Origin of the sequence: Oceanicaulis sp. (assembly GCA_040112665.1) — a bacterium.
GTDB lineage: Bacteria > Pseudomonadota > Alphaproteobacteria > Caulobacterales > Maricaulaceae > Oceanicaulis.
Genome location: CP157796.1, coordinates 1,549,899 through 1,563,290 on the forward strand (window position 1 = coordinate 1,549,899; position 13,392 = coordinate 1,563,290).

Below are 13,392 nucleotides of genomic sequence, written 5' to 3' on the forward strand. Positions count from 1 at the left end.
CGGGAGGGGCTTTTTTCTTCGGGCCTGAAGCGCCGGCTTAAGCCGCGCCGACCGCGCCGTGGCAGTGCTTGTATTTCTTGCCCGACCCGCAGGGGCAGGGGGCGTTGCGCTGCACCCGGCCCCAGGTTTCCGGATTGCTCGGATCGATCGCCGCCGAGGCGGTGCGAGTGGCCAGCGGGCTGGGCGGGCGCTCGGACGCGCCGGCTTCGGGATCGTCGCCCATCTCGTTGCGGCCGGTGACCGGATCGGCGTGCCGGGCCTGCATGTTCTCGGGCAGTTTCGGTGCAGGCGCGGGCTGGGCCGGCGCAAGGCGCATGTTGAACAATACGCGCGTGGTCTCGAAGCGCAGCTCGTCGAGCAGGCGCTCGAAAAGCTCGAAGGCTTCGGTCTTGAATTCGTTGAGCGGGTCGCGCTGGGCGTAGCCGCGCAGGCCCACCACGCTGCGCAGCGCGTCGAGCTGCTGCAGGTGTTCGCGCCAGTTCTGGTCGATGGTCTGCAGCAGGATCTGCTTCTCGATCCGGCGCATCAGCTCGGGGCCGATATCGGCGACCTTCTCGGCGTAGGCCTCGTCGGCGGCCTTGATCAGGCGCTCCTTGATCTCCTCGTCGGCGATGCCTTCCTCGGCCGCCCAGTCCTTGATTGGCAGATCAAGGCCGAAATGCTTCTTCACGTCCTCGTCCAGGCCTTCGACGTCCCACTGGTCGGCGTAGGCCTTGGGCGGGATATGCCGGGTGACCAGATCGTCGGCGGCCTGAGCGCGCATGTCGGCGACCACGTCGGAGACGTCCTGGGCGGTCATGAACTCGATGCGCTGCTCGAAGATCGCCTTGCGCTGGTCGTTCATGACGTCGTCGTATTTCAGGATGTTCTTCCTGATGTCGAAATTGCGCGCCTCGACCTTCTTCTGGCTGGTCTCCACCGCCTTGGTCATCCAGGGGTGCTGGATCGCCTCGCCGGGCTTCATGCCGAGGGTCCGCATGATCGTGTCCAGGCGCTCGGGCGCGAAGATGCGCAGAAGATCGTCCTCGACCGACAGGAAGAAGGCCGACCGGCCCGGGTCGCCCTGACGGCCAGAACGGCCGCGCAGCTGGTTGTCGATCCGGCGGCTTTCATGGCGCTCGGTGCCGATCACGAAGAGCCCGCCGGCGGCAAGCGCCTCTTCCTTCTTGGTCTTCACGTCCGCGGCGATCTTCTCGCGCTCGGCCCTGATCTCGTCCTCGGAAGGCTCCTTGCCGGCTTCTTTCTGCTGCTCGAGCCATTCGGCGAGGCGGAAATCGACGTTGCCGCCGAGCTGGATGTCGGTGCCGCGGCCGGCCATGTTGGTGGCGATCGTCACCGCGCCGGGCACGCCGGCCTGCGCGATGATGCCCGCTTCCTGCTCGTGATAGCGGGCGTTCAGCACCTGGTGAGGGATCTTGCTCGCGGTCAGCACGTCGGAAAGCTGCTCGGAGCGCTCGATCGAGGCGGTGCCGATTAGCACGGGCTGTTTCTTCTCGTAGGCGGCGCGGATGGCGGCGACGATGGCGTCGTTCTTCTCCGCCATGGTCCGGTAGAGCTCGTCTTCCTGGTCCTCGCGCGCGACGGGCTTGTTGGTGGGGATCTCCACCACGCCGAGCCCGTAAATGCCGGCGAACTCGTCCGCTTCGGTGGCCGCCGTACCGGTCATGCCGGCCAGCTTGTCATACAGGCGGAAGTAATTCTGGAAAGTGATCGAGGCGAGGGTCTGGTTTTCGGGCTGGATTTCCACGCCTTCCTTGGCCTCGATGGCCTGGTGAAGCCCGTCCGACAGCCGTCGGCCCGGCATCATCCGCCCGGTGAATTCGTCGATCAGGACGACCTTGTCCTCGCGGACGATGTAGTCCTTGTCTTTCTTGAAGAGCTTGTGCGCCTTCAGGCCCTGGTTGACGTGGTGGACGACGGAGATGTTCTCCACGTCATAGAGATCGCCGCTTTCGATCAGGCCGCGCTCTTTCAGAAGCTCCTCGATATGCTCGTTGCCTTCTTCGGTGAAGGTGCACGAGCGGGCCTTCTCGTCGATGGTGTAGTCTTCTTCGTCGAGAAGCGGGATGAGCGCGTCGATCGTCTTGTAGAACTCGGTCCGGTCGTCGGTCCGGCCCGAGATGATCAGCGGCGTGCGCGCCTCGTCGATCAGGATGGAGTCCACCTCGTCGACGATGGCGTAGTGATGGGTCGCCTTCTCGATCGGGCGGCCGCCGAACTGAACCATCTCGTTGAGCGCGTATTTCATGTTGTCGCGCAGATAGTCGAAGCCCAGCTCGTTGTTCGTGCCGTAGGTGATGTCGCAGGCGTAGGCCGCGCGGCGCTGGTCGTCGAACATGCCGTGCACGATCACCCCGGTGGTCATGCCGAGCTTGGCGAAGACCTGACCCATCCACTCGCTGTCGCGCTTGGCGAGATAGTCGTTAACCGTGACGATGTGCACGCCCTTGCCGGGCAGGGCGTTGAGATAGGCCGCAAGCGTGGAGACCAGCGTCTTGCCCTCGCCGGTTTTCATCTCCGAAATGTCGCCCTGGTGCAGAACCATGCCGCCCATCAGCTGCACGTCGTAATGGCGCTGGCCCAGCGCGCGCTTGGCCGCCTCCCGGACTGCGGCGAAGGCTTCGGGCAGCAGCTTGTCCAGGCTCTCGCCGTTCTCGTGGCGCTCGCGGAACTCCTTGGTCTTGGCGACGAGCCCCGCGTCGTCGAGCGCCTCGAACTCGGGCTCGAGCGCGTTGATCCGCTCGACGGTGGAGCGCATCTTCTTGACGGCGCGGTCGTTCGACGAGCCGAAGAGCTTGCGGGCGATATTGAGCATGACGTATCAGCCTCGACAGGCGAAGAATGTTAAAACCGCCGCGCTGACGGCGGTCCGGCGCGGCGCGCGCGGCGGGTGCGTAACCTGCGCGCGCGTAAAGGACACCGTGACTTAAGGAGGCCCCGATTGAGTGTCAATCAAGCCAGCCTGCTCGTCTTCGCCGCGCTTGCGGCGCTGGGCCTGTCCGCCTGCAACCCGCCGTCCGATCCGCAGACCGGCGCGCCGGCGCCGTCCGCCCGCGACGGGCTGCGCTTCATGGAGCGCGGCGCCGGTGAGGGCCGCGTGGCCGCGCGGGTCGGCGACACCGTCATCACCGTCGCGGACGTGCGGCGCGAAGCCGCGGTGCGCGAACTGGTCGAGGACCCTGACGCGCTGACGCCCGAAGACGCGGCCTTCCGCGAGGCGCTGGAGGAACTGATCGATCAGCGCCTGCTCGCGCTTGAAGCCGTCCGGCGCGGGGTTCAGAACGATCCCGAAGCGCGCCGCAGGCTCGCCGCGGCCGAGGAGCGCATTCTCGGCAACGTGCTGGTCGAGCAGGCCGTTTCCGACGCGGTGACCGAAGAGGCGATCGCGCGGGTCTATGAAGAACAGTCCCGGCTCGCCCCGCCTGCGGAAGAGCTGCGCGCGCGGCATATCCTGGTCGATACGCGCGAGGAGGCCGACGAGGTGGCCCGCCTGATTGCAGAAGGTGCGGATTTCGCCACGCTCGCCGCCTCCATCAGCCAGGACCCGGCGACCCGGTTCGAGGGCGGCGATCTGGGATATTTCACCCGCGAGGGCATCCTGCCGGCGTTCGCGCGGGTCGCCTTCGCCACGCCCGAGGGCGGGGTGAGCGCGCCGTTCCAGACCGAGAACGGCTGGCATGTCCTCACCGTCGTGGACCGCCGCACCCAGGCCCGGCCCGAACTGGACCGGATGCGGCCCAATATCGTGCGCTTCCTGACCCTGCAGGGGATCGACACGCTTCTGGGCCGGATCCGCGAGACCTATCCGGTCACGATCGTGGCCGGTTCGGTCCCCGCAGGGCTGCGTGCGCCCGAGCCCGCCGAGGGTGCGGACGAGCCCGAAACCGCCCCCGAGGACGCCCCCGGCGGCGCGCCGGGCCGTTAGACTCTCGTAAACCCTGATCGCCGGTTCGCCTTCGGCGGGAGCGCTTTTCATGGCAGTGTCAAAACAGCGCCTTCTTCTCGTCGCGGCGTGCGCCCTGGTCGACACTGACGGCCGGGTACTGATCGCGCAGCGGCCCGAAGGCAAGCCGCAAGCGGGGCTCTGGGAGTTTCCAGGCGGCAAGGTCGAGGCGGGAGAGAGCCCTGAACAGGCCGTGATCCGCGAGCTGCGTGAGGAACTGGGAGTCGAACCGTGCGAACAATGCTTGCAGCCTTTCGCCTTCGCCTCCCATCCGTTCGCGGACGGCCGTCACCTGCTGATGCCGCTTTTCGTCTGCCGGCGCTGGGACGGCTTCGTCGATCCCAGGGAAGGCCAGCAGATCGCCTGGCTGAGACCGGAACGCCTCAGCGACAAGCCGCTGGTCCCCGCCGATCTGCCGCTGGCCGCCGAGCTGCGCGACCGGCTGGTGGGCGCGCGGGTCTGAACAGCTTTCTCGCCGACGAGCGCGGCGCCACGGCGATCGAATACGGTCTGGTCGCGGCCCTCATCACGCTGGTGATCATCAGCGGGATTACGGCGCTGGGCGGGGGCGCGGACGGCATGTGGAGCAATAATTCCGACCGCATCAACGCCGCCTTCCAATCCTCGCCCTAGGCGCCGGACGCGCCGGAGCGCACACTGTCTTTCGGCATCCTGTCGAAACCGGCGCGTCTGGCGCGTCGTGTCTCGTGTGAGGACGCACGGGAGGCGAGACCATGATCACCGTTTTTGCCGCATTGCTGGGCGCAGCCGCGCTTCAGGCCGCGCCCGTCGAGGCGCAGCCGGACCGCATCGAAGCGGGCTGGCTGGAAGGGTGCTGGGAGGGTCGCGGCTTCGGCCTGCCGGCCACCGAATGCTGGATGAGCGCGCCGTCGGGCCGGATGACCGGCATGTTCCAGTTGCTCGAAGAGGACGGCGGCCAGCGCTTTTCCGAGATCCTGATCATCGACACGTTCGAGGACGGGCCCGCCCTGCGCCTGAAGCATTTCGACGCCGAGCTGAAAGGCTGGGAGGAGAAGGACGAGTTTCTGAGCTTCCCCTTCGTCGAGCAGTCCGAAAACCGGCTCGTCTTCCGCGGCCTCGAATTCCGGCTCGAAGCCGAGGACCGACTGGTCATCGATCTCAGCATGCGCCGCGGCGGCGAACCGCACGTCGAACGCTTTGAGTTCGTCCGGGCGCGCTAGCCGCCCGCGGTGTCGCCTGCGCCGTGCTCGCGGGTCCCCAGCGCGTCCGCAAGCCTGTGCGTCGCCGAGCCCGGCCGTTTGGGCCTGGGCTGATCGGGATGGGGCGCCCAGCCGGCGAAATGGATGATCTCGAAGCTCGCCGGGACCTTGCCGTCGTCTTCGGCGAAGGCGTGGGCGTAGGCCTCGGCGGTCTTCACGAACAGCGCTTTCGTGCCCGGCGTGCGGGGCCGGTCGGATAGCGCGCTGGTTTCGCCCATTTTCCGTAGGTCGCGCATCAGAACGAAGGAATTGCCGTAGCGCGCGGTGACCCGGTCGACATCGCCGACCGGCATGGCGAACCCGGCCCGGCTCAGAAGCCCGGCCATGTCGATCGTATCGGCGAAGGGCGAGACGCGGGGCGCGGGTTCGCGGCCCAGTTCGCTCTCTGCGGTCTTCATCGCCTGTCTCAGCTCGGTCAGGGTCGCGCCGCCGAAGATCGCGCCCGCGAAGAAGCCGTCGGCCTTCAGCGCGTAATTGATCTGGATGAGCGCGCCGACGAGATCGTTCGTCCAGTGAAGCGAAAGGCAGCTCAGCACCAGATCGACCGAGCCCTCGCGGACCGGCAGGAATTCCTCGTCTAGGGCGAGGGAAGGATGATCGCTCAGCGCCGCCATGGCGGGCGACAGATCGGCCTCGATCAGCGTGCCGATCTTCTTCGCCGCGCCGGGCCGGCCGGTCAGCGCCCGGCCCACCGCGCCGCCGCCGCCGATCACAAGGCAGGTGTCGAAATCCCGGCTGATCGCCTCGACCCGGTCGAGAAGATCGTCCGCGACACGCGCATGAAGAAAGTCGTAGGATGAAAATTCCCCCGCTGCGCGATCGCGCCGCCGCCTCAACAGCGCGCGGTCGAACAGGCGCGGCGGGCCGTCTTCGGGAGGAGGGGCGGGCTTTGCGGAGATCAGGTTCAGCGCCATGGCTCCGATATGGCCGGAGCGGGCTTGAAAGCAAAGCCCGTGCTGTGTTCGGCGTGTTCGCAGACCTCGTCTGGCCGCCGGTCTCGCCCATGTCGGGGCGGCCCGTTTCCGCGCCGGGCGAGCTCGACGCGGAAGACTGGACGAAGATCACCTTTCTTGACGCGCCCTGGTGCGCACGGTGCGGGGTCCCGTTCGATTATCCGAGCTTCGAGGGCGTGGACTGTCCCGCCTGCAGCGCGAAGCCGCCGCCCTGGGGCAGGGCGCGCGCGGCGATGGTCTATGACGAACATTCCCGCGGCCTGCCTCTGGCGCTCAAGCATGCGGGCCGCACAGACGGGCTCGCCGCCTTCGGGCGCTGGATGGCGCGGGCGGGCCGGGAGTTCCTGCCCGAAGCCGACGCGCTGGTGCCCGTACCGCTTCATCCCTCGCGGCTGAGGCAGCGGCGCTTCAACCAGTCGCTGCTCCTGGCCCGCGCCGTGTCGCGGGCGAGCGGGGTCGCGGTCGAGCCCCATGCGCTGGCGCGGGTTCGCAAGACCGGCACCCAGGGCGGGCTCAGCGCCAGGAGCCGGACGCGCAACGTCGCAGGGGCGTTCCGGGTCCGCGACCGGTCGAAGGTGGAGGGAAGGCGGCTCGTGATCATCGACGACGTGCACACCACCGGCGCGACGCTCGCAGCCTGCGCCCGCGCGCTTTCACGGGCCGGCGCCGCAGAGGTGAACGCGCTCACGCTGGCGCGCGTTGTGAAACCCGTCGATCCGACTAAATAATCGCTGCCGGGGCCGGGCGATTCCCGGCATGTTCGAAGGCAATGCAGGAGGCGCCGATCATGGCCGCCGTCACCGTCTACACCCGCCCGCTCTGCCCTTACTGCGTGCGCGCGGTGTCGCTGCTCAAGCAGAAGGGCGTCGATTTCGAGGAGATCGACGCAGGGTTCGACGCCGAGAAGAAAAAGGAGATGGTCCAGCGGGCGAACGGCGCGCGGACCTTTCCGCAGATCTTCATCGGCGACACCCATGTGGGCGGCTGCGACGACATGATGGCGCTCGAACGCGCCGGAAAGCTCGACCCGCTTCTGAAAGGCGCGGCGTGACCCGATGAAGATCGCTCTGGTTCAGATGCGCACCGGGATCGACCCGGCAAGGAATATCGACGACGCCGAAGCGCTGATCCGCGAGGCCGCCGCGAACGGCGCGCGGCTGATCGCTACGCCCGAGACCACGCATCTGATGGAGCGCGACGGCGACAAGCTGTTCGATCTGCTCTGCCCGCCCGAGGAAGACCCTGCGCTGGTGCGCTTCTCCGACGTCGCCGAGAGCCTCGGGATCACGCTCGTCGTCGGATCGCTGGCGCTTCTGGGCGCCGACGGCCGGGCGGTGAACCGCCAGCACGTCTTCCGGCCGGACGGAAAGCTGCTGGCGACCTACGACAAGATCCACATGTTCGACGTGCGGATCGATTCCGGCGAGGTGTATTCCGAAAGCACGAACTACGCGCCCGGAAACCGCGCGGTGGTCGTCGATGCGGCGGGCACGAAGATCGGCCTGTCGATCTGCTACGACGTGCGCTTCGCTTATCTCTACCGCAAGCTCGCCCTCGCGGGGGCGACGATCCTGACCGTGCCGAGCGCCTTCACCAAGCCCACCGGCCGCGCCCATTGGGAGGTGCTGCTGCGCGCCCGCGCGATCGAAACGGGCAGCTTCGTGATCGCCCCGGCGCAGGGCGGGGTGCATGAGGACGGGCGCAAGACCTGGGGCCATTCCATGGTGATCGGGCCCTGGGGCGAGATCATCGCCCACAAGGACGACGACAAGCCCGGCCTGCTCTACGCCGAGATCGATCCGGTCGAGGCGGAGAAGGCGCGCGCCCGCATCCCCGCGCTCGCCGGCGGCCGCGAGGTTGAAGGGCCGTGATCCGCTACGCGCTGGTCTGCGAGGACGAACACAGGTTCGAGGCCTGGTTCTCCTCCTCGGAGGATTATGACCGCCAGGCCGAGCGCGGGCTCGTGGAGTGCCCGCATTGCGGCTCGGTGCATGTCAGAAAGCAGATCATGGCGCCCGCCGTCTCCACCAGCCGCCGCAAGGAGGCCCGCCAGACCACGATGAGCGGGTCCGGAGACGCGCCCGACTTCGCCGCCCTGGCCCGCAAGGTGCAGGCGCATATCCGCTCCAATTACGACTATGTCGGCGACAGCTTCGCCAAAGAGGCGCGGGCCATCCATGACGGCGAGAAGCCCGAGCGGCTGATCTACGGCGAAACCACGCCTGAAGAGCGCGAGAAACTGAAGGAGGACGGCGTGCCGTGCGCGCCGCTGCCCGCCCCGTTCGCGCCGACGCCGCCGAAAAAGGCGCACTGACGCGCCTTCATTTTTCTTGGTAAAGCCTCCTTGACATCGAAAGCGGCGCGTGGCTATTTAGGTAAAGCTCACTTTACAAAGTTCGCCCTGAGGAGACCCGCCATGCCGAAATCCATCTTCATTCGCCGCCTGCTCGTAGGGCTGGGGGCCGTCGTCTGCCTCGCCGCCTGGGCGGTGGTCGGCGCGTCGGTCCTGCTCGACTGGGAGCGCTCGACCTCCATCGTGGTCTTCGTCATCGCCCTGCTGGCCACCGAAGCGCTGTTCTGGCTGTGCGCGGGGCTGCTCGGCTGGAAGGTGTTCGAGAACCGCGCCGCGATCTGGCGGCGCCTGACCGGGCGGGGCGCAGCCTGATGGGCCTCGAATTCCTGCCCGAATGCGCCTCCGCGCCGCCCCGCGCGCGGCGGCGCTATTTCTTTCGCAGCACGCTCGCCGGCTTGGTGTTCGCCGCGTCGATCGTCGTCGGCTTTGCAGTGCTCGAACCGGGCATGGTGCGTCTGGCGGTGCTCGGGCTCGGGCTTCTGGCCGTCGCGGCCGGGTTTTACGAGTTTTACCGTCTGATGGCCGCCCTCGACGAGCTGCAGCGGCAGATCCACACGACCGCAATGTCCTTCGCCGGCGCCATCGTCATCGGGATCGCGACGGTCTGGTCGGTGCTGTCGGCGGCGCTGGACGGTCCTCAGGCTGAGGCGATCTTCGCCATTCCGGTCTGGGCGGCGGCGTATTACCTCTCGCTCTTCTTCGTCGCCCGCCGATTCGCATGAACAATCGTCTCAAGGAGTTGCGCGCCGAGCGCGGGTGGAGCCAGGCGGTTCTGGCCGAAAAGCTCGACGTGTCGCGCCAGACGGTGATCTCCATCGAGAACGGCAAGTACGATCCCTCGCTGCCGCTGGCCTTCAGGATCGCGCGCACCTTCGATCTCAGGATCGAGGAGATCTTCGACGACGAGGCGTGAGACGCTTGCGTCCCGCCCTGTCCGCAGGCCAGATCGGGCGATGGACGTTTCAGGACTTCGCCGCGCCAGCACGCACTTCGCCGAACTCAGCTTCTGTTCGGGCTTCGCGGCCTATCTCGATTTCAAGGATTGCGGGCTGAAGCCGCAGGCGAACGAGGCGGCGCAGGCGTTTGCGCGCATGCTCGCCGGAGCGCCGCTGGACGAGGCGATCGAAACCGTTCGCGCGCTCGACGCCGGGCGGCGCATGTTCGGCGATCCGCCCGGCTACATGCCCTATCCCGTCGCCATGGCGGCTGCGTCCGTCTGCAAACGCTGGGAGGAGGCAGAACCCGGCAAGGCCGAGCCGCTGCTGCTGCGCGCAGCCTTTGAATGGAACCCCGACCTCGTCACCGAAGCGGTGCGCCGCGAGCCGGGCCATCAGGGTGCGCTCAAAAGCGAAATCCGCCGTCAGCTCGCCTGGATGAGCGACGCGTTTCATCACGCCCACGAAGGCGCGGTCCTCGCCGACAAGCCCGCGCTGCGGGAGGCGATCGCGGAGGCCCGCGCGCTCTGCGGCCGGGTCGAGGAGGCCGAGTTCGTCCAGGCGGCGCAGGCCAGGCTCGACGAGCTCGCCGCGCTGACCGACGGGCACGACGCCTGGGAGGCGCAAGGCCGGCCCGGCGACTTTCCCGCCTTCATGCAGGCGCGCGGGGTGCGGATCGACGCGGCGGCGACCTATTACTTCGCGCGCTGAGGCGGGCTGCGGGACCCGGCCGCCCGCGCCCTGAGACGTTGACCCTCGCGCGCGCGGGTTCTACTTGGCGCCCTCAGGCCGCAACCGCTTTTGAAAGCCCCCGTCATGACCGACTTCGCCGCCCTCGCCGCAGACGCCAAAGCCTGGCCCTTCGAACAGGCGCGCGCGGTGCTCAAACGGGTGGAGAAGGCTGGGCTGGACGGCGGCGCGGTGATCTTCGAGACCGGCTACGGCCCTTCCGGGCTTCCCCATATCGGCACGTTCGGCGAGGTGGCGCGCACCGCCATGGTCCGCCACGCCTTCCGCGTGCTGACCGAGGACCGGTATCCGACCAAGCTCATCTGCTTTTCAGACGACATGGACGGCATGCGCAAGGTGCCGTCGAACCTGCCCAACCAGGAAATGCTCGCCGAGCATCTGGGAAAGCCGCTGACCGCGGTGCCCGACCCGTTCGGGACCCATGAAGGCTTCGCCCAGCACAACAACGCCCGGCTCCGCTCCTTCCTCGACAGCTTCGGCTTCGAGTACGAGTTCTATTCGGCGACCGAGCGCTACACCTCGGGCGCGTTCGACGAGGCGTTGCTGCGCGCGCTCGAGAAGTTCGACGCCATCATGGACGTGATGCTGCCCACGCTCGGCGAAGAACGGCGGGCGACCTATTCGCCCTTCCTGCCGATCTCGCCGACCACCGGCCGGGTGCTCTACGTGCCGATGAAGAAGGTCGATGCGAAGGCCGGCGAGATCACCTTCGAGGACGAGGACGGGACCGATGTGACCATGCCGGTCACCGGCGGGCGCACCAAGCTGCAGTGGAAGCCGGATTTCGGCATGCGCTGGGCCGCGCTGGGCGTCGATTTCGAGATGTTCGGCAAGGACCACCAGGCCAACGCGCCGATCTACTCCAAGATCTGCCGCATCCTGGGCGTCGAGCCGCCCGTGCAGTTCGTCTACGAGCTGTTTCTGGACGAGCAGGGCGAGAAGATCTCCAAGTCCAAGGGCAACGGCATCGCCATCGAAGACTGGCTGCGCTACGCGCCCCAGGAAAGCCTCGCGCTGTACATGTTCCAGAAGCCCCGGACCGCCAAGCGGCTCTATTTCGACGTCATCCCGAAAGCCGTCGACGAGTACCGCCAGCATCTGGCCGCCTATCCCGGTCAGGACGCCGACAAGCGGGTCGAGAACCCGGTCTGGCACATCCATGACGGCGACCCGCCCGCGTCCGGCGCCCCGATCAGCTTCTCGCTGATGCTCAATCTCGTCTCCGCGGCGAACGCGCAGACCAAAGACCAGCTCTGGGGCTTCATCACGCGCTACGCCCCCGGCGCGACGCCGGAGACCGAGCCCTTCATCGACCGCCTCGCGGGCTATGCGCTGGCCTATTACGAGGACTTCGTCAAACCGGAGAAATCCTACCGCGCGCCGACCGGCAAGGAGCGCGCGGCGATGGAAGATCTGATCGCGCGTCTCAAAGCGCTCGACCCGGCCGAGACCGATCCCGAGATCATCCAGACCGAGGTCTTCGCCGCCGGAAAGGCGCACGCGTTCGAGAACCTGCGCGACTGGTTCCAGGGGCTCTACGAGGTCCTGCTGGGCCAGAGCCAGGGGCCGCGCTTCGGCGGTCTGGCCGCGCTTTACGGCGTGCCCGAAACGATCCGTCTGATCGAGCGCGCGCTTCAGGGCGACGACCTGTCCAGGGGCTGAGGCGGGAACGCCCGGCCCGGTTCGGGCGCTTGGCTTGTGACGCAGCAAGCGGAGCGCCCCATGGCCGGAACTCTCAGCCGTTATTTCAGCGCCGCGAAAAGCGCCGCAGGCGACGCAGGCGAGGACAATCTCTCCTTCATCGCCGGCGGCGTGGCGTTTTTCGGCTTTCTCGCGATCTTTCCCGCCTTGTCCGCCGCGATCATGGTGTGGGGCCTGTTCGCCGATCCCGCAGACGTGCAGGACCGGCTGGCCCAGCTCGGCCAGGCCATGCCCGAAGCCGCCTGGGGCGCGATCGAAGGTCAGATGAGCGCGATCGCGGGCGGGGAGGCCTCCACGCTGGGGATCGGGCTTCTGGTGTCGCTGTTGCTCGCCTTCTGGAGCGCGGCGAAGGGCGCCCGCGCGCTGATCGCGGCGATGAACATCTCCTACGCGGAATCCGACGACCGGGGGTTCATCGCGAACAATCTCGTCGCGCTCGCCTTCACCGTCGGGGGGATCTTCTACGCCATTCTGACGATCGTGCTGGTCGGCGCTCTGCCCGCCCTGCTCGCCGCGCTGCAGCTGGGTGATTTCGTCGAGGCGGCGATCCAGGCGGGCCGCTGGCTTGTCGCGATCGGCCTGTTCGTGCTGGCGCTGGCCGCGCTTTACCGCTGGGCGCCGGACCGCGAGGGCGAGGACCGCAAGAAAACCGTCCTGCCCGGCGCGGTCGCCGCGACGCTCCTGTGGGTGATCGCCAGCGCCGGGTTCTCGATCTACACGGCCAATTTCGCGAACTACAACGCCACTTTCGGCGCGCTGGCCTCGGTGGTGGTGCTGATGCTCTGGCTGTGGATCTCGGCCTTCATCGTCTGCCTGGGCGCGGTTCTGAACGCCGAGCTCGAACCCGGCGCGCGCACCTGAGCCGGCCTTGACGGGCCGGCTTCGCCTGATGATGCTCCGCCGCGCTAATCGGAGGGCGGCATGGACCATATCAGAGACGCGATCCGGACCATTCCCGACTACCCCAAGCCGGGGATCATGTTCCGCGACGTCACCACGCTTCTGGGCGACGCGGCGGCGTTCCGCGCCACGGTCGACGCGATGGTGTTTCCCCATGCGGGCCGCAAGATCGACAAGGTGGCGGGCATCGAGGCGCGCGGCTTCATCCTGGGCGGCGCGGTGGCCCATCAGCTCTCGGTCGGCTTTGTGCCGGTGCGCAAGAAGGGCAAGCTGCCCCACGAGGTGCTGAGCCAGGCCTATGAGCTCGAATACGGCGTCGACGAGGTGGAGATCCACACCGACGCGATAGAGCCGGGCGAAAAGGTGCTCCTGATCGACGACCTCATCGCCACCGGCGGCACGGCCGAAGCGGCCATCCTGCTCTTGCGCGCCGCCGGGGCGGAGGTGGTCGGCGCCAGCTTCGTCATCGACCTGCCTGATCTGGGCGGCGCGAAGCGGATCGAGGCGATGGGCGTGAAGACCGCGAGCCTCGTCGACTTCGAGGGCGACTGAGCCGCGTCGCCCGGCGGGCGTCCTCCCCTGCTTGCGGGGGAGGTGGTCGCGAAGCGACCGGAGG

The 13,392-nt window shown here is 67.7% G+C and carries 17 protein-coding genes; 15 read left to right on the forward strand and 2 right to left on the reverse strand.

Going from position 1 to position 13,392, the window contains the following annotated elements:
• Positions 1-37: 37 nt before the first annotated feature.
• Positions 38-2,815: a preprotein translocase subunit SecA gene (gene secA / locus ABL308_07390; GenBank protein XBQ14788.1), complete on the reverse strand. Its 2,778-nt coding sequence runs from the start codon at positions 2,813-2,815 to the stop codon at positions 38-40.
• Between the two features lie 126 nt (positions 2,816-2,941).
• Between secA and ABL308_07395 the strand changes: the two genes are divergently transcribed.
• The 4 genes from ABL308_07395 to ABL308_07410 all read left to right on the forward strand — a co-directional run bounded on the left by ABL308_07395 (position 2,942) and on the right by ABL308_07410 (position 5,145).
• Positions 2,942-3,925, forward strand: coding sequence for a peptidylprolyl isomerase (locus ABL308_07395; protein XBQ14789.1), 984 nt, complete (start codon positions 2,942-2,944; stop codon positions 3,923-3,925).
• Positions 3,926-3,974: 49 nt separating this feature from the next.
• Positions 3,975-4,406 (forward strand): (deoxy)nucleoside triphosphate pyrophosphohydrolase, encoded by a 432-nt coding sequence (locus ABL308_07400; protein XBQ14790.1) that lies wholly within the window; start codon positions 3,975-3,977, stop codon positions 4,404-4,406.
• Positions 4,403-4,576, forward strand: coding sequence for a Flp family type IVb pilin (locus ABL308_07405; GenBank protein XBQ17724.1), 174 nt, complete (start codon positions 4,403-4,405; stop codon positions 4,574-4,576). The genes ABL308_07400 and ABL308_07405 overlap by 4 nt, the downstream gene beginning before the upstream one ends.
• A 101-nt stretch (positions 4,577-4,677) precedes the next feature.
• Positions 4,678-5,145, forward strand: coding sequence for a DUF6265 family protein (locus ABL308_07410; protein ID XBQ14791.1), 468 nt, complete (start codon positions 4,678-4,680; stop codon positions 5,143-5,145).
• Here the strand turns inward: ABL308_07410 and ABL308_07415 are convergent.
• Positions 5,142-6,098 (reverse strand): methyltransferase domain-containing protein, encoded by a 957-nt coding sequence (locus ABL308_07415; GenBank protein ID XBQ14792.1) that lies wholly within the window; start codon positions 6,096-6,098, stop codon positions 5,142-5,144. The genes ABL308_07410 and ABL308_07415 overlap by 4 nt on opposite strands.
• A gap of 53 nt (positions 6,099-6,151) precedes the next feature.
• Between ABL308_07415 and ABL308_07420 the strand changes: the two genes are divergently transcribed.
• The 11 genes from ABL308_07420 to ABL308_07470 all read left to right on the forward strand — a co-directional run bounded on the left by ABL308_07420 (position 6,152) and on the right by ABL308_07470 (position 13,328).
• Positions 6,152-6,865: a ComF family protein gene (locus tag ABL308_07420; protein ID XBQ14793.1), complete on the forward strand. Its 714-nt coding sequence runs from the start codon at positions 6,152-6,154 to the stop codon at positions 6,863-6,865.
• Between the two features lie 59 nt (positions 6,866-6,924).
• The gene (gene grxC / locus ABL308_07425; protein ID XBQ14794.1) at positions 6,925-7,188 is read left to right on the forward strand and encodes a glutaredoxin 3; all 264 of its coding nucleotides are present in this window, start codon (positions 6,925-6,927) and stop codon (positions 7,186-7,188) included.
• A gap of 4 nt (positions 7,189-7,192) precedes the next feature.
• Entirely contained in the window at positions 7,193-8,008 is an 816-nt protein-coding gene (locus tag ABL308_07430; protein ID XBQ14795.1) for a carbon-nitrogen hydrolase family protein, read from the forward strand.
• Positions 8,005-8,451, forward strand: a complete 447-nt coding sequence (locus tag ABL308_07435) for a DUF1178 family protein (GenBank protein XBQ14796.1) — start codon at positions 8,005-8,007, stop codon at positions 8,449-8,451. Before ABL308_07430 ends, ABL308_07435 begins: the two co-directional genes overlap by 4 nt.
• A 102-nt stretch (positions 8,452-8,553) precedes the next feature.
• Entirely contained in the window at positions 8,554-8,802 is a 249-nt protein-coding gene (locus tag ABL308_07440) for a hypothetical protein (protein ID XBQ14797.1), read from the forward strand.
• Entirely contained in the window at positions 8,802-9,212 is a 411-nt protein-coding gene (locus tag ABL308_07445) for a hypothetical protein (GenBank protein ID XBQ14798.1), read from the forward strand. Before ABL308_07440 ends, ABL308_07445 begins: the two co-directional genes overlap by 1 nt.
• On the forward strand, positions 9,209-9,403 hold the full coding sequence (locus tag ABL308_07450; protein XBQ14799.1) for a helix-turn-helix transcriptional regulator: 195 nt from the start codon (positions 9,209-9,211) through the stop codon (positions 9,401-9,403). Before ABL308_07445 ends, ABL308_07450 begins: the two co-directional genes overlap by 4 nt.
• A gap of 40 nt (positions 9,404-9,443) precedes the next feature.
• Entirely contained in the window at positions 9,444-10,136 is a 693-nt protein-coding gene (locus tag ABL308_07455) for a hypothetical protein (protein XBQ14800.1), read from the forward strand.
• 105 nt (positions 10,137-10,241) lie between these two features.
• Positions 10,242-11,837 carry a lysine--tRNA ligase gene (locus ABL308_07460; protein XBQ14801.1) on the forward strand — a complete coding sequence of 532 codons (1,596 nt, stop codon included), beginning with the start codon at positions 10,242-10,244 and terminating at the stop codon, positions 11,835-11,837.
• Positions 11,838-11,897: 60 nt separating this feature from the next.
• Positions 11,898-12,737 carry a YihY/virulence factor BrkB family protein gene (locus ABL308_07465; GenBank protein ID XBQ14802.1) on the forward strand — a complete coding sequence of 280 codons (840 nt, stop codon included), beginning with the start codon at positions 11,898-11,900 and terminating at the stop codon, positions 12,735-12,737.
• 60 nt (positions 12,738-12,797) lie between these two features.
• Positions 12,798-13,328, forward strand: coding sequence for an adenine phosphoribosyltransferase (locus tag ABL308_07470; GenBank protein ID XBQ14803.1), 531 nt, complete (start codon positions 12,798-12,800; stop codon positions 13,326-13,328).
• The last annotated feature ends 64 nt before the right edge of the window (positions 13,329-13,392 follow it).